The following is a 15,352-nucleotide window of genomic DNA, read 5'->3' as shown; positions in this document are numbered from 1 at the left end:
ATAGAGTTTTATTTTACATCTTACACTCTCTTAAAAAGTTACTTCCTGTCGAGTAGCCTTACCTGTGGCATCGTAAGTAATAAAGAAAAGCCCTATGCTTGTATAATGCTCATCGCCTTCAAGGCGTTTGAATACAAAATTCATCTGCAAACCATCGGAGGGGAGTTGTGAAAAAGAGTCGGAAAAAGAAGCTCCATATATGGCCAATGCTCGTACAAAGTAGCGAGCTATATCGTACCCCAACACATTGTATTTAGGGAAGTTTTCTGTATTCTTGCGACTAAACCATAGATTATAATTCTTCAAAAAGCTGGTACTCTCCTTCATAGTGCGGTCAAAAAAGAAAGAGGAGTAAATAGTACCATGATACCCTCCCAGAGCCGAAAGAGTCTCTCTACTATACGACTGCCACTCGGGATAACCAAAAAGAGTAATCCCGCGAGCCATAGCATAATGCTCTTTGAGTGCAGACAAGATGCCTTGTAAATAGTTTTGAGTACTATGATTCGGCACTAATACAGTGTTGTGTGAAAGCAGATACGTTGCCGTTCCTGCAATAAACTCTTGATAGCTACAGGTTCGGTATCTATGCCTTATTGATTTCAGTTGTTTCTTAAGTATTGAGACCAATGTTTTATGATTGCCCTGCTCATCCTCTATAAAAAGCACATCAGAATTTGAATAGCGATGAGCAAAGTTTTGAGCTACATAAGGATATAACTCCTGCTGTGGAGTATTAATGCGAAAGATGGAACGCGAAGATACACTCACTCTATTCTGTGCAATGAAAGGAGATACATAAGGAATACCTTCTTGGGCAGAGTATTGAGAGAGCATATTTACCGTTTTTTCCGTGTGCCCCCCAACAATAAGGTTAGACGAGTACAACTTTCTATCGGCTATAAGGTTTTTCAATTCACTCTCATTTTGAGCCTGATGTACATTTAGGACTACAGATATACCATTCTTTTTAAGTTGATAAAGCCCAAGAAGAAACCCCTCATAGAACTGAATATATCGAGAGGGACCATTAGCCCCTACGGGAAGCAAAAGAGCTACATTCACTTTATTTGTTCCATCTGGCGAGACCACAAGTATTTTGTTAGAAGAAGACTCACTATCACCACTTGTGAGAGCAACACGCAACTCCGTACCAGCTTGTAAATGTTCGGGAACAATATCGGGGTTGTATTGCAAAAGTATAGCTACAGTAATACCATATTGTTTAGCTATAGAATAGAGTGTTTCTCCTGATTGTACGGTATGAAACCCCTCTTTATTGGAGTGTGGAAATTGAGCTTTAGGCGCACTCTTCTTTGTGGGGATACGTAACTCCTGCCCAATGCGAATGCCCAACTCTGAGCCAGGATTTAGTTGATATATATCCTCTTCCGAAACACCATTTCTACGAGCTATCGAGTAAACAGTCTCTTGTGCTTCTACGACATGTACTTTATAAGGAGGATTTTGATGCAAAAAAGAGGCCTCTGCTTTCGAAGAAAAAATCAAAAGAATATAGAGTAGTAAGAGCAGTCCTCTTGTTTTTAGTATTCGTCCCATTCGTTATTTACCTTGTAGTGAATACGGTTAAAGTATGGGGTGTTCAAAATTCATTTTAGACACATCCCTCGTTGAGGTGTGTCAAAGTGTATAAAAACAAGGCACTAAGACCGAGGCTAAAAGGAGCGTACCGAAGTATATAACCAAAGCCACAAGCCGCATGCAACGCAGTAACCTGCGCATTATGACACACCTCCATGGCACAAAGGTAGTATAAAAAGAGCTATAACCATAGAAGAAAAATTTATGGTAATACACTCTACTATCTGTCCTCAAAATATACCCTCTTATCGCATCACTCATCTGAATATAAAAAAGGGTTAACCCTTTTGAGAGTTTACACGGATGGTTTCAAGAGTTTGCACGGAGGGTTTTCGCCGTTTACACAGATGTTTTTTTCGCCTACCTTTGCGGTAAGAAAAAGAACAGCTTAGTCGGAGAGAAAATTACCTTTTTATGATACAGGAACAGACCTCTTTATCACATCAAGAACGGAAGTTGATCCTTAGCCTACACCGAGCTAAAGGGAGGCGGGAGCATCAATTGTTCGTGGCAGAGGGACCCAAACTGATAGAAGAACTTTCGGAAGCCTTTCGCTGTCGACTCCTCATTACGACTCCTTCGATGTGGCAGTCTTTTTCTCAATCTCCTACTATTGCTAAGGTGATTTTGCTCCCCGAGTCGTATGATTTTTCAGCTATTAGCTCTCTACAAAATCCTCGTTCGATGATTGCCCTTTTCGAACTTCCCGCCCCCCAAGAAGAGGAGCCTCCCATCGAAAGAATGTCGCTTTTGCTCGACAATGTACAAGACCCCGGCAATGTAGGCTCTATCCTACGTACATGCGACTGGTTCGGCATCCGCCAAATCTTCGTAACGATGGGTACGGCAGACATATTTTCCCCAAAGGTGTACAAGCTACAATGGGAGGTTTGGCTCGTGTTAAGGTCTCTTACGTGGTCGACATTGACACTTTTATGCAGAAGCTTGAGAGAGAAAAAGTACCCGTATGGGGTACTTTTTTGAAGGGGATAAATCTTTTGAAATCCCATGCTCCCCTCCCCCTACCCACCACTCCCTCTCTTTGGGTTATGGGCAATGAGGGTAATGGAATAAGCAATCAGATCGCAAAGTACATTACCCACTCGGTAACCATACCTGCGCAAACACCAGATGGTCATCATGCCGAGTCGCTCAATGTAGCTGTAGCAACAGCCATTGTAGTGGCACGTTGCTTTATTTCCTAAGCTCTTGCTTTCTCATCACTTACACTCTCTTAGCGTTTCCTCTCTTAAATACACCTGACATAAAGATGCGTTAAACCTCCTTGCACTGATTCTTTTAAGTATCTTTTCATATCTTCTTTAGTGATTATATGAAAGATATGGTTACTTTTGTGTAGCGATTTATAGAGGCAGGGTGTAAGTCCCTACCGGTGGTTATAGTCCACAACTCTCTATAGTACAGAGATTGATAAGGTGTAATTCCTTAACCGACGGTATAGTCCGGATGAGATATGAATCGGCTTTTCGTTTTCTATCCCCTTTTTTCTTGGGGAATTTTGCGTACTGCCGTCTATCTTATTCGTGTGTGCTTTTCTGTAAACGTCTTGTTTGTAGAGATATATAATAATCAATTGGATAGAATAATGGCAACACAAACTCCAACAACACAATTGGAAGAGCGTATTCAAAAAGCAATTACTGCCCTAAGAGAAGGCAGAGGTATTCTTTTGGTGGACGATGAAAATCGAGAAAATGAGGGAGATATTATATATCCTACCTCCAACCTAACTACTCAAAATATCGCTTTGATGATTAGAGAGTGTAGCGGTATTATATGCCTTTGTCTAAAGGACTATAAGTGTGAAGAGCTGAACCTCCCCCCTATGGTACAGAATAACACCTGTAAGAATCAAACCGCCTTTACAATATCTATCGAAGCAAAAGAAGGAGTTACAACGGGAGTATCGGCTGCAGACCGTCTCTGTACCATACAAACTGCTGCCAAACAAGGAGCCAAAGCAGAAGATTTGGTGCACCCTGGGCACGTCTTTCCCCTAAGAGCCAGAAATGGTGGTGTACTTGAGCGTCGCGGACACACCGAGGGGAGCATCGACATCGTCTCTATTGCAGGCTTGGGAGATACTGCCGTACTCTGTGAATTGACCAATGAAGATGGCACTATGGCTCGTATGCCCCAGATCGAAGTGTTCAGTGCCAAGCACAATATGCCTATCCTCACCATTGAGGATATAGCATCATACCGAAAGATGCACGCTATCTAAACCAGCATAGCCCTCTTTATACACTTCGTTCGGAAGTGTTTCGCGCTTGCTTTGCAACGGACAAAAACAGCAAAACTCACAACCTTTGGAGATAAAGGCTGTGAGTTTCCTTTTACTCCCATCACAAATCCTCTCTTTCTATAACAAACCCTAACAGAGAATGAGGCTGAGCCAAAATTGAATTTTGGTTCAGTCTCATTTTTTATTCCTCCTATGACAAGGGGCTGCGACAAAAAATTTTGCCACAGCCCCACAAGTTTTAAGAGAACCTCTCCGTAGAGAGTTCAAGAGATTACTCTATAGGAGAGAAGATATCATCCAACTCCAATTTTTGTACCTCGCCGTAATTCTTCATCATATCTAAGGGGAGATCGCTCTCTCTACCAATGAGTACGAAAGTATAGTCTCCACCCTTTATCTTTTCGTTGAAGAAGCGAACCAAGTCTTGCAACGAGAGTTTTTTGACCTCTTCGTAGATTTCACGACGATGATCGTGATAGATACCTACTTTGCGCAATCCCTCTGCCCTCCAATAAATACTGGAGCGAACGATACGCTCTGCCTCGATAGTGCGCAATACCAATTCTTTGGCTGTTTCGAAACTCTTTTCAGACTCTGGCATATTGGTAATAAGCTCTTCCATAGCCTTCAAAGCTTCGGGCAATTTGTTCGCCTGTGTGCCGATAAAGGCAGTGAGGTAATTGTAGTCTTGCAAGTTGTTAGCTCCGCCATAGTAAGCATAGGCAGAGTATGCCAAGCTCTTAGACTCACGGATTTCTTGGAATACGATAGATCCCATACCTCCACCGAAGTAGCTATTAAAGAGACGTTCGCAAGCCAAATCTTTAGCGTTAAACTTATCCACACGGCGGAATATCATCATCTGTGTCTGCACCATATCGTAGTTGGTATAGTACACTTTACCACCTGTGGGTAGCTGCTTGTACTCCTTGTTGGCAGGAACAGGACGTGTACCCGCCTTATGATACTTAGCCAATACCTTGCGAGCATTTTCTATATCATTACCATAATAGAAGATTTTATGCTTGTAGGTCATTAGGCTTTTGAGCATATCGGTAAGGTCTTTTCCTTTGAGACCTTTGAGGTACTCGACAGAAGTAATATCCAATAGAGGAGAGTTTTTACCATATTTACCATACATAACAGCAGCATCGAAAATCTGCTCCTTATTGCTACGTTCGTTCATACGACCCTTTATAACCTGCTCTACATAGTTCTTAAGAGCTTCGTCATCGGGCTTTATATTCTTAAGCACCTCTTCAAAAAGGCGTACTCCTGCCTCGAAGTTCTGTTTCAAGCCCGAGAGGGTTATATACGTATTCTTGTTTTGAACCGATATATTGAAGCTAATCCCCAACTTATAAAACTCCTGCTGTACCTGTGTAGCAGTCAATTTGTCTGTACCAAGATAAGAGAAGTAATCTGCGGCATTTTGGATGCCCTTCATACCAAAACTACCGAAGTCGAAATGGTAGGTAAGTTCGAAGAGGTCATTTTCGGTATTGAGGATATATTCGACATCCAAAGCTCCAGCCTTAGTCTTCTTTATGTCCTTCTTGAAATCTACAAAGAGAGGTTTCAAACGAGGAGCCTCTTCGGCAAGTAAGTTTTTACCAAACTCTGACATAGCATTGCGATCAATGTTGATAGGTGTGATGCCAGGGTTTTCTACACGTATTAGGTTAGGATTGTCGCCTTGACGCTTATTGATAAGTACGTAGTTATTGTTGTAATGCTTTTTAGCAAATGCTACAATATCTGCTTTCTTTACCTTACGCAACTTCTCGGTAAAAGAAAGACGGTCTGCCCACTTTTGCTGATGAATGAAAGCATTGTACATATAGGTAGCCACCTGATTGGCATTGATAGAACCCTTGGTATGGTCCAGCTCAATCTCGTTAATAACTGCCGTTAACAACCAGTCAGGAAAATCGCCAGCCTTAACCTTTTCTATTTGAGAGAAGAGGAGGTCTCTGGCTTGCTCCAATGTTTGCCCAGGGTTAGGGTTGGCATAGAAATTGTGTACAGAATACTCCTTATACACCATAGGATAAGAGGAGGCTTGCAATACCTTTTGTGCCAAGTTGAGGTTGAGGTCTATCAAACCAGCCTTACCGTTAGAGAAAATCCTGTCGATGAGAGTTAGATAAACTTCATCTTCGCTACCTGTACCACCATCGAAACGGTAAGAGATACCTACAAACTCGGCATCTTTACTATACACATCAGCCACTCGGGGAGAGGTTATAGGAGCTTCACGAGGGAAAGTAGGATGAACTAACTTCTTCGCCTTCTTCTTACCAAAGTATTTATCCACCCAAGCTATTGTCTGGTCATAGTCCAAATCTCCCACCAAAACGATTGCATAGTTATTGGGGATGTAATACTTGTTGAAATAATGGTGAAGAGCTTCGAGAGAGGGAGACTTCAAGTGCTCCGAAGTACCGATTGTAGTTTGCTGTCCATAGGGATGTGTAGGGAAGAGCAATTCGTTTTGCACTTTCATTACTCGGCGGTATGTATTATCCTGCCCCATATTGAACTCTTCATACACAGCCTCTATCTCTGTGTGGAAAAGGCGTAGGGTGAGCTCATCAAAGCGTTCGCTCTCAATCTTCAACCAACGCTCCAATTCATTCGAGGGGATATTGTTGGTATAAACCGTCTCTTCTACCCAAGTGTGAGCATTTACTCGAGTTGCCCCTATAGAGGAGGTTAGGCGATCATACTCATTGGCAGAAACATACTTAGAAGCTACTTGAGAGATCGAGTCAATCTGATGATACAGACGACGACGCTCTAAGCTATCTTTCGAGAGCTTATGACGCTCATAGAGATCCGAAATCTTTTGCAACTCCACCTTTTCTTTCTCCCAATTAAGAGAGCCCATACGAGATGTACCCTTAAAGAGCATATGTTCCAAATAGTGCGCTAACCCCGTATTATCAGCAGGGTCATTGTTAGAACCAGCTCGCACAGGAATATAAGTCTGTATGCGAGGAGCGGTTACATTCTTGCTCAAATAGACGGTAAGTCCATTAGAAAGCGTGTAAACTCTGGCCTTAGTTGGGTCATTGGTTACCTCTTCGTAGCGATAACCTCTACCATCTGTCTTTTGAATTGTCTTGAACTTCTGTGCCAAGAGCATAGTAACAGAAGTGACACAAAAGAGAAGGAATAAGAGTGTCTTTTTCATTGTTTTAATGCTATTAATATGTTAATTTAGTTACTATTATTTGAAAGTAATCCAACGTGCTAATTCCCTAAAAGAAGGTTTTTTACCATACATAAGAATGCCAACTCTGTATATCTTAGCACTAAGCCAAGTAAACCCTCCAAATGTGAAGAAAAGAAGTATTACGCTCACAATCTGTTGCCATACAGGCACTCCATAGGGTAAACGTACCATCATAACGATAGGAGATGTAAAAGGAATAAGAGAACACCAAAAAGCCAACGGGCCATCGGGATTGTTCATACTACCAATGCCTGTATAGAATGCTACCATAAGCAGGAGCATAACAGGCATAATAAACTGATTACTATCCTCTTCGCTCGAAATAGCAGAACCTACTGCAGCAAAAATAGAGGCATAAAGTAGAAAACCTCCAATAAAGTAGAAGAGAAACATCAATCCGATATGAACAAAGTTAAGACTCATAAACGCAGAAATCCCCTCTTGGAAAAAGGCAAACTCCTCTACCGATACATTGGCAGCCATACCCGTAATATCGGCTTGTTGCATAGTACTTATAGAGGAGAGGTCTAAAACATTACCTAACATTACCAAAGAACCGCCTGCGAAAAGAATACCTGTCAGTACTACCCAAAGAACGATTTGGGTAATCCCTACCAATCCCATAGCTACAATTTTGCCCATCATCATATCGAACGGACGTACGCTCGATACCATAACTTCCATAATGCGGTTTTTCTTCTCTTCAAGCACCAGTCCCATAACTGAAGCACCATAAGTACTAATGAAGAAGAAACTAATAATAGATAGTATCAATCCCATTAAGCCTGCAATATTTCCACTGGAGCGCTCCTCTTTACCCTCTTTATCCCACTTATACGTAGAGAGCGATAGGGAGACTTGACTATCTCGAACAATCTCCTTAATATTCGGAACACTGGAGTTTTTCTCTAAATTTCTTTCTGTCAGGTACGACGAGAAGATTGTTTCGATATAAGCCTGTAAGCCTGAAGGTATCTGCCTATAACCATATAGCTCGACACCCTTGGGATTTTCAAGTAAATCTTCCTTAATCTCTAATACAGCAGTTATCCCTTCTTCATTGTCTTCTCCTAAAAGTTTATACTCCTCTGTCGATTTATTGCCAGAGAGGAAGGTGTAATTTTCTGTATTTTCCAACAAAGTTGCATACTGTCCCGTATGGTCTATAATCATCACCTTTTCTTTGCCCACACTATACCGCCCTATGAGCATAGGAAGAAACATTGCTCCTATAAAAATAAAAGGCATTAAGATGGTAAGGATAAAAAAAGACTTCTTACGGACACGCATAGCATATTCGCGTCCTATGATGATGCCAATCTTACTGTTGCTCATATTTCTTATTGCTTGTTTTCTGTTATGGTTTGGATAAAAATATCGTGCATAGAGGGGACTTCCTCCTAAAGCTAACAAGATTAGCTTCCTCTGGGAGCGAGAGTAGTAAGTCCCTATTAGATTGTCCTTGCTGGCGTAAAACCCTCAACATCTGACGTCCTGAAGAAAAAGATTTTTCTAAGATAGAAAATGAAGAGAGACTTTTCTCTGTCAAAGGAGTCGGTATATCTAACTCAATCTCTACCACCCCTTGACTAAAGCGCTGACGCACCTCTTGCACATTGCCAGCAAGTACTACACGAGAAGATTTAAAAAGCGCACACTCATCACAGACCTCTTCTACCGACTGCATATTATGGGTAGAAAAAATTACCGTACAACCTTTATCTCTCAAAGCTAAAATCTCCTTCTTCAAAAGCTCTGCATTAACAGGGTCAAATCCACTAAACGGCTCATCAAAAATCAAGAGTTCGGGCTCGTGAATTACAGTACACACAAACTGTATCTTCTGCTGCATTCCCTTACTTAGCTCCTCTACCTTGCGATCCCACCAAGGCATAATTTCAAACTTTTCAAACCATTGGGTTAACCTCTTGTGGGCAGTCCTTTTGTCTACTCCTTTCAAACGTGCTAAATAAATGGCCTGTTCCCCAACTTTCATTTTACGGTAAAGCCCTCTCTCTTCTGGCAAGTAACCTATACGAGCAATATCTGCTTCGGAGAAAGGTTTCCCATCAAAAAATACTTCTCCTTGATCTGGAGCTGTAATACGATTGATAATACGTATTAATGTGGTCTTTCCAGCTCCATTGGGGCCAAGGAGTCCAAAAACAGATCCTTTGGGTACACTTATGGAAACATCATCTAAAGCTAAGTGCCGAGAATATCGTTTTACGATATGCTGTGCTTCGAGAAAATTCATCTTCTTATTTTTTATCTGATTTATTTTTACAGTGCAATTCTATAAACACAAAAAAAAGACACCTACTACTCTCGTTGCTCCTCACAAAGTTGTTTATAGGAAGGAAGTTCCGAGAGAAATTGATATCTCTTTTCTTGATAATCTATTTTACAAACGATGTGCTTAAGCCCATTCGTTAGCACGAGATAAGGAGAGCGATAGACAAGATTGTAATTACTCAACTGCTGCCACATCTCTTTGGTAAGTATAAGCGAAGGTGCCTTATATTCAATCAGCACCCAAGGTTCTCCCCCACGGCCAAAGACAACGGTGTCGGTACGACTGGCTCGTGGCATATCCATCAACTGCCTTTCACTATTGATGCTCATGCGAGGATAACCTAAACAATCTATTAAATAGTGTACAAAATGCTGTCGAACCCATTCCTCGGGAGTTAGATGTACCATCTTTCCTCTAATATCATCGAAAATATAAAGTTTGCCATCTATATCTTCTATTTGTGCAGGATAAGAGGGTAAATTAAGGAGATTAATTTTACCTTTGTAGGGCTGATAGTCAGGAGGCAAATGGGCTTTCATACGCATAGACAAAGATAAACAATAGATAGCAATACGATATGGAAACGAAGCAAGAAATTGTAACCAATTGGTTACCTCGTTATACAATGAGGCCTTGTGAGGAGTTTTCTCCCTACATCCTACTGACCAACTTCGATCACTATCTACATATATTTGCGGAGCGTTATAATGTGCCCATAGTAGGTAAAGACTCTGCTATGCCCAACACCCAAGCCGAAGGAATAACCCTCATCAATTTCGGTATGGGTAGTCCCAATGCCGCTACCATTATGGATCTTCTCTCTGCTATAGAGCCTAAAGCCGTTATATTTTTGGGAAAGTGCGGGGCTCTCAAAGAGCGTTACTCATTGGGAGACTTTATTCTTCCCATTGCCGCTATTCGAGGAGAGGGAACAAGCAATGACTATCTTCCACAAGAGGTACCATCTCTACCCTCTTTCAAGATGCTTCGAGCCTCTTCTTCTGCCATTCAGGACAGAGGTCTATCATACGTAGCAGGCACCATATATACTACCAACAGAAGAGTTTGGGAACACGATGCTAAATTTAGAGAGTACTTGAACACCACTCATGCAGATGGTATTGACATGGAGACAGCTACTCTTTTTACCACAGGGTACGTTAACAGAATCCCTATTGGCGGTATTCTTATGGTTTCTGACCGACCAATGACACCAGAGGGTATAAAAACAGAAGCTAACGACAAAGAAGTTACAGCCAATTATGCCCTAACGCATCTCGACTTGGGTATAGATACACTCAAAATACTACAAGAAGATCGCCCCTCTCTTTTAGGTATCCGCTTTTCTTGGTAATATCGCTACATATAAAGATATGGCTACTCAAGAGTACGGTAAAAAGGGCAAAGAAAATCAAAAAGAAAAGCATCTATCTCCCAAAGAGTTGCTTATAAAATTGGAGAAGAGCGTAGCAAAAAAAACACCTCTCCCCTCCCTACTCTTTATTGCAGGAGAAGAAAGATTCTACATCAATGCGGTTGATCAACTATTTACCTCCTCTTTTATCGAAAAAGAGGAGTGGGATCTCAATAGAAACATATTGTACGGCTCTGACATTTCGGTAGAACAACTTTTGTTGGCTGTACAATCCATTTCAATAGTGGGTGGAGAGCGACTCTTTTTAGTACGAGAAGCTCAAAGCATGAAGAAGTTAGAATTAATTGCCGAAAATGCAGCCCTTATCCCCAAAGAAACAACCCTTGTTCTGTGCTATGCAGGAGATATTGAACAACATAAAAGCCTCTTAGAAAAGTTTACCAAAGCCCAAGCTTTCATTCTCCTATCACCTAAACTTAGAAATAAAAGAGACGCTTCTACACTGATTTCCTATATCTGTCAACGAGAGGAAATGTCTCTTTTACCTGATGCAGTAGATGCTCTAATAGAATTAGTCGGATACAATGGCACTGTGCTCAATAGTGAACTTAGAAAACTATCAGTTATAGCTTCCACTCTACCTAATAGGACCATTCCTAAGCAGCTACTATCTCACTACATTGTCAAGTCTCGAGAGTATTCTGTGTACGAATTATTAGATGCTCTCGTCAATAAGAAGCGTATAAGAGCCTATGAGATAGCTTTGTATATGGGCGAAAATGAAAAGAAGTACCCTTTGCCTATGATACTATCCGTTCTCTACCCTTTCTTCGTCAATCTATTAGCGGTACTGTATCAGCCAGCCTCCATATCTCCAGAAGGTATTGCTGCCCTCCTTTCTCTTCGCAACAAATTTGCTGCCCAAAACTATCTTACTGCCAAAAATTACTTTACTGCCAAACAAACTTTCGATATAATTCATGAACTACGCATGGCGGAGGCACGCTTCAAAGGAGCGGAAGAGGGAGATTATACATCACAAGGGATACTTACCGATCTTGTAACCTTTATTTTAGCATAATGAGTTTCGCATCGCTTGTTGATAGAGTGGAAAGTTCTGACTTCGGACACTTTATCCGAAAATTCTTTCCTGAAGAAAAAATCCAAAAAATAACTCTTAACATTGCCAGCACATGTCCTAACAGAGATGGCAGTAAGGGAAGAGGAGGATGTACTTATTGCAATAACAAGGCTTTTAGCCCAGCTTTTGCCAATGCACAAGCCTCTATTTCGGAACAAATAAAGAAGGGGATTGATTTTTTTCGGTACAAATACCCTTCCATGCGCTATTTAGCCTACTTTCAAACCTATACATCTACTTATGGTCGCTCGGTCGAAGAACTAATTGCCCTCTATGAAGAAGCTTTACAGCATCCACTCATTGTAGGCATTATAATAGGCACTCGCCCCGACTGTATGCCCGAAGAACTTTTGAACTACCTATCCGAATTAAGCAAAAAAGTTTTTGTTTTAGTAGAATATGGTGTAGAAAGCACCAGTAATGCCTCTTTAGAAAGAGTAAAAAGAGGACACACTTGGGAAGAAAGTAGGAATATAATTCAAGAAACTGCAAGAAGAGGCATCTTGGTAGGAGCGCACCTTATACTGGGACTCCCAGGAGAAACTTACGAACAGATGCTCAATCACGCCCGGGAGCTTTCGAGGCTTCCTCTATCTCTTCTAAAAGTGCATCAACTACAAATAGTGGCTCATACCCCTATGGCAATGGAGTATGCCAACCATCCTGAACATTTTGAATTCTTTACTCCCGAAGAGTATGCCAATTTGTGTTTAGACTTTCTCGAACTTCTATCACCCCTCATCACAATAGATAGATTTGTCTCTCAAACACCTCCCGAGTTGCTTATTGCTCCTCAATGGAAACTAAAAAATTACGCGTTTACAGCTTTGCTGAGAAAAAGAGCCGAAGAACGAGAAAGACACTCTGTAAAAAATGAAAAATGACCTCTTTTAAAAGGAGGGAGATAAATCTGTTGTAGAAAAAACTCTATAAACAGTAGTTACTACTCCGAATAGTGTAGCACCCAAGCCTCCTTATAGGCAGGATCTGTTTCTGCCAAAGAACGAATGAACTCTTGAGCTTCTTGAGCTGTCTCTTTACACACTGCATAAATAACTTTTCGAGAACCCTTCTGAAGGTATCCCATAGTGTTGGCAAAGGATGCCTCTTGACAGCTTTCCATAAAGGATAAAACTTTTGCTTCAGTTCGGAATGCACCAATTACTACATAATAACCCTCTTTTGAATTCTTCGGAAGAACACACGAATCTCCGACACCTTCCTCCAGATTCTTCTGCAGAGTAACCTGTTCTGATTTAACTGAAGAATTCTCCTTTATCTCCACAACTTTTTCTGATACAATCTGCTTTGAAACTCTCTCCCTCTCTACAAGAGAACTCTGAGACAAAGGCATAATACCTGCACTAAAGTAGTTGCCTACAGGTTGATAGGTTACAGGAAGTAAACAAACAATCAATACAACGGCTGCTGCAATCCAAGCAGTAGCTTTTTTGTGCAAGCGAAAATAAATATAGTCAGATTTTACAGTTTCTTTTTCGTTCTTGTGCGAAAAAACGCTCGCAGAAGAAGCTACTTTTTGCAATGCAGGAAGATGATAGGGAATAAGTCCATAAGAATACCCTGAAGAAAAAAGAGTTTTTGGAGTTTCTGGAAAGAAATCCAAGGCTCCATTTTCAACTAAAAGGAAATTACCAATAGAGGAAAGAGAAACTCGACCAGTACGATGCAGTACTGTCATCAGTTCTTCAACATCTTGTTCTAACAATAAACGAGCTCTTCGTTTGCTTAAGCCATAACTCTGAGCATACACATCTTCTAATAAACCATCACTCTCTCTCAACTCCTTGTTGAAATGCAAAGTTGTCTTTCCTGGGTACAAAACCCCAACCTCCCGATCATAAAAAGGTGGTTGCTGCTCTTTTATGATAGCTCCAAAAGAAGGTATTATCACACAATCATGAAGAGCCAATAATGTGTCTATGTTGTTAGAGAGTCTACCCATCCAAAATTTCTTACAGACGTATTCTCTACAAAGTTAGGAATTTTCATACTATCTCCCAAAACTCAATTAAAGATTCGTATATCTTCGATGGCTATGTAATTCAAGTCTTCGTTGATACTCTGCATAATCTGCTCTTTATTTTCACGTAACATCTGCGCCATAGCCGAAGAACGCATACGGACGTATAATGTGTTATGACGGCAAGAACTTTCTTTTATATGTCCTGCAATGGGAGCCATCTTTTTTCGAAATAGTTGCAAAGCCTTGTCTTGATAAACACCCTCTGCAAAGTCAGCTTCTTTTTCAAGCCATTCCTTTAGCACAGTTCCTATTTTCTCGGGGTATCTCTTTTGCATATTGCTTAGTTAGGCAGTTGAGTAATAACACCTCTATCTACTTTAAAAAGATGATACTTTTCTCCCTGGGCATGAATAATTGCATCCAAATACTTTCGATTGGTGTCAGTTATGAATATCTGTCCAAAAAGTTCTCCTGAAACAATCTCTATGATACGCTCCACTCGATCGGCATCTAACTTATCGAATAAATCATCCAAAAGAAGAATTGGCTGACATCTTAATTTGTCTGCTACAATTTGATATTCCGAGAGTTTCAGAGCTGTCAAATAGGTTTTATTTTGCCCCTCTGAGCCAATTTTGCGAATGAGATATTGGTCGATAAACATATCTAAATCATCCCTATGCACCCCATACATAGAATGACCAGCCATACGTTCTATCGGGCGATTTTGTTGTAAAGCGAATAGATAACCCTCCACCGAGGGTGCTGTTTTGGTTTTATAGTGCAAAGAAACCTGCTCTCCCTCTTTACTTATGGCTTGATAAAACTTATTGAATATCGGGGTAAAAGAAGCTATAAAAGCCCTTCTCTCCTCTGCAATGCTCTGTCCAATGAGAGCCATCTGCTCTTCCACGACAGAGAAAAGCATATCGTCAGTGTGCTCACCACGCAACAAATTGTTTCTTTGGGAAACAAGATGGTCGTATCGGATTAGGTTATTTAGATAGGTAGCATTTTGCTGAGCAATCATTCGATCCAGAAAATGTCTTCGCTCCTCACTCCCTCCTCTTATCAATCGATAATCTTGTGGAGATATAGTAACCAAAGGATAGCGTCCAATATGTTCACTAAGTCGCTTATAAAGCCGACCATTACGACTCAAAACCTTGGGGCTATCAGGACGGATACGTAATGTTATAGTATCTTCTGCATTATCCTGAGGATTAAAGTAGCAACCCGATATTATCGACTCCGATGCTCCGTGTTGTACAGCCATTCTGTCTATAGTATTCAAATGACTACGACTCATCGATAGGTAATGAATAGCATCCAAAAAATTGGTTTTACCCATACCATTACCTCCTAAAAGACAGTTGAGTTTGGGAGCTAAGTCACAAGAAGCAACAGAGATGCTCTTAAAAGCAATAAGATCTATATGGCGAAGTATCAT

At 40.9% G+C, this 15,352-nt stretch carries 12 protein-coding genes, 1 pseudogene and 1 riboswitch; of the genes and pseudogenes, 5 read left to right on the top strand and 8 right to left on the bottom strand.

All coding sequences use genetic code 11. The features are described from left to right. Positions 1 to 30 precede the first annotated feature (30 nt). Complete coding sequence (locus tag JCM15907_RS01440; RefSeq protein ID WP_025842426.1) at positions 31 to 1,560, bottom strand: LysM peptidoglycan-binding domain-containing protein; 1,530 nt, start codon at positions 1,558 to 1,560, stop codon at positions 31 to 33. 456 nt (positions 1,561 to 2,016) lie between these two features. Between JCM15907_RS01440 and JCM15907_RS12935 the strand changes: the two are divergent. Next, positions 2,017 to 2,807: pseudogene (locus JCM15907_RS12935) on the top strand (TrmH family RNA methyltransferase). A gap of 154 nt (positions 2,808 to 2,961) precedes the next feature. After that, positions 2,962 to 3,085, top strand: a riboswitch (FMN riboswitch). A 123-nt stretch (positions 3,086 to 3,208) separates the two neighbouring features. After that, positions 3,209 to 3,847 carry a 3,4-dihydroxy-2-butanone-4-phosphate synthase gene (gene ribB, locus JCM15907_RS01430; protein ID WP_025842425.1) on the top strand — a complete coding sequence of 213 codons (639 nt, stop codon included), beginning with the start codon at positions 3,209 to 3,211 and terminating at the stop codon, positions 3,845 to 3,847. Positions 3,848 to 4,139: 292 nt separating this feature from the next. Here the strand turns inward: ribB and JCM15907_RS01425 are convergent, their stop codons facing one another. The 4 genes from JCM15907_RS01425 to JCM15907_RS01410 all read right to left on the bottom strand — a co-directional run bounded on the left by JCM15907_RS01425 (position 4,140) and on the right by JCM15907_RS01410 (position 9,947). Further along, positions 4,140 to 7,064 (bottom strand): M16 family metallopeptidase, encoded by a 2,925-nt coding sequence (locus tag JCM15907_RS01425; RefSeq protein ID WP_025842424.1) that lies wholly within the window; start codon positions 7,062 to 7,064, stop codon positions 4,140 to 4,142. Between the two features lie 36 nt (positions 7,065 to 7,100). Then, positions 7,101 to 8,441 carry an ABC transporter permease gene (locus JCM15907_RS01420; RefSeq protein ID WP_025842423.1) on the bottom strand — a complete coding sequence of 447 codons (1,341 nt, stop codon included), beginning with the start codon at positions 8,439 to 8,441 and terminating at the stop codon, positions 7,101 to 7,103. 22 nt (positions 8,442 to 8,463) lie between these two features. Next, positions 8,464 to 9,363, bottom strand: a complete 900-nt coding sequence (locus tag JCM15907_RS10065) for an ABC transporter ATP-binding protein (protein WP_370664401.1) — start codon at positions 9,361 to 9,363, stop codon at positions 8,464 to 8,466. Between the two features lie 65 nt (positions 9,364 to 9,428). Then, positions 9,429 to 9,947: a type I restriction enzyme HsdR N-terminal domain-containing protein gene (locus JCM15907_RS01410; RefSeq protein ID WP_242396743.1), complete on the bottom strand. Its 519-nt coding sequence runs from the start codon at positions 9,945 to 9,947 to the stop codon at positions 9,429 to 9,431. Positions 9,948 to 9,979: 32 nt separating this feature from the next. Between JCM15907_RS01410 and JCM15907_RS01405 the strand changes: the two genes are divergently transcribed. Genes JCM15907_RS01405 through mnmL form a run of 3 tightly spaced genes read left to right on the top strand, consistent with a single transcriptional unit; the run spans position 9,980 to position 12,802 of the window. Then, positions 9,980 to 10,756 carry an AMP nucleosidase gene (locus tag JCM15907_RS01405; RefSeq protein ID WP_025842421.1) on the top strand — a complete coding sequence of 259 codons (777 nt, stop codon included), beginning with the start codon at positions 9,980 to 9,982 and terminating at the stop codon, positions 10,754 to 10,756. A 19-nt stretch (positions 10,757 to 10,775) separates the two neighbouring features. Continuing rightward, complete coding sequence (gene holA, locus JCM15907_RS01400) at positions 10,776 to 11,858, top strand: DNA polymerase III subunit delta (protein ID WP_025842420.1); 1,083 nt, start codon at positions 10,776 to 10,778, stop codon at positions 11,856 to 11,858. Further along, entirely contained in the window at positions 11,858 to 12,802 is a 945-nt protein-coding gene (gene mnmL / locus JCM15907_RS01395; protein ID WP_051522317.1) for a tRNA modification radical SAM protein MnmL/YtqA, read from the top strand. The genes holA and mnmL overlap by 1 nt, the downstream gene beginning before the upstream one ends. 59 nt (positions 12,803 to 12,861) lie before the next feature. Here mnmL and JCM15907_RS01390 read toward each other — a convergent pair whose 3' ends face one another. From JCM15907_RS01390 to recF, 3 genes are all read right to left on the bottom strand, one after another. Further along, positions 12,862 to 13,881, bottom strand: coding sequence for an HU domain-containing protein (locus JCM15907_RS01390; RefSeq protein WP_025842418.1), 1,020 nt, complete (start codon positions 13,879 to 13,881; stop codon positions 12,862 to 12,864). Positions 13,882 to 13,943: 62 nt separating this feature from the next. Continuing rightward, positions 13,944 to 14,237: a DciA family protein gene (locus JCM15907_RS01385; RefSeq protein ID WP_025842417.1), complete on the bottom strand. Its 294-nt coding sequence runs from the start codon at positions 14,235 to 14,237 to the stop codon at positions 13,944 to 13,946. A gap of 5 nt (positions 14,238 to 14,242) precedes the next feature. After that, on the bottom strand, positions 14,243 to 15,352 hold the full coding sequence (gene recF, locus JCM15907_RS01380) for a DNA replication/repair protein RecF (RefSeq protein ID WP_025842416.1): 1,110 nt from the start codon (positions 15,350 to 15,352) through the stop codon (positions 14,243 to 14,245).

Origin of the sequence: Porphyromonas gingivicanis JCM 15907 (assembly GCF_000614585.1) — a bacterium.
Lineage (GTDB): Bacteria > Bacteroidota > Bacteroidia > Bacteroidales > Porphyromonadaceae > Porphyromonas > Porphyromonas gingivicanis.
This window is presented reverse-complemented; position numbering and strand designations above follow the sequence as displayed.

Bases quoted from the DNA above. Each gene is read 5' to 3' on its own strand.
- JCM15907_RS01405 (WP_025842421.1), top strand. From the start codon at position 9,980: ATGGAAACGAAGCAAGAAATTGTAACCAATTGGTTACCTCGTTATACA.
- ribB (WP_025842425.1), top strand. From the start codon at position 3,209: ATGGCAACACAAACTCCAACAACACAATTGGAAGAGCGTATTCAAAAA.
- JCM15907_RS10065 (WP_370664401.1), bottom strand. From the start codon at position 9,363: ATGAATTTTCTCGAAGCACAGCATATCGTAAAACGATATTCTCGGCAC.
- mnmL (WP_051522317.1), top strand. From the start codon at position 11,858: ATGAGTTTCGCATCGCTTGTTGATAGAGTGGAAAGTTCTGACTTCGGA.
- holA (WP_025842420.1), top strand. From the start codon at position 10,776: ATGGCTACTCAAGAGTACGGTAAAAAGGGCAAAGAAAATCAAAAAGAA.
- JCM15907_RS01420 (WP_025842423.1), bottom strand. From the start codon at position 8,441: ATGAGCAACAGTAAGATTGGCATCATCATAGGACGCGAATATGCTATG.
- JCM15907_RS01390 (WP_025842418.1), bottom strand. From the start codon at position 13,881: ATGGGTAGACTCTCTAACAACATAGACACATTATTGGCTCTTCATGAT.
- JCM15907_RS01425 (WP_025842424.1), bottom strand. From the start codon at position 7,064: ATGAAAAAGACACTCTTATTCCTTCTCTTTTGTGTCACTTCTGTTACT.
- JCM15907_RS01385 (WP_025842417.1), bottom strand. From the start codon at position 14,237: ATGCAAAAGAGATACCCCGAGAAAATAGGAACTGTGCTAAAGGAATGG.
- JCM15907_RS01410 (WP_242396743.1), bottom strand. From the start codon at position 9,947: ATGCGTATGAAAGCCCATTTGCCTCCTGACTATCAGCCCTACAAAGGT.
- JCM15907_RS01440 (WP_025842426.1), bottom strand. From the start codon at position 1,560: ATGGGACGAATACTAAAAACAAGAGGACTGCTCTTACTACTCTATATT.
- recF (WP_025842416.1), bottom strand. From the start codon at position 15,352: ATGATACTTCGCCATATAGATCTTATTGCTTTTAAGAGCATCTCTGTT.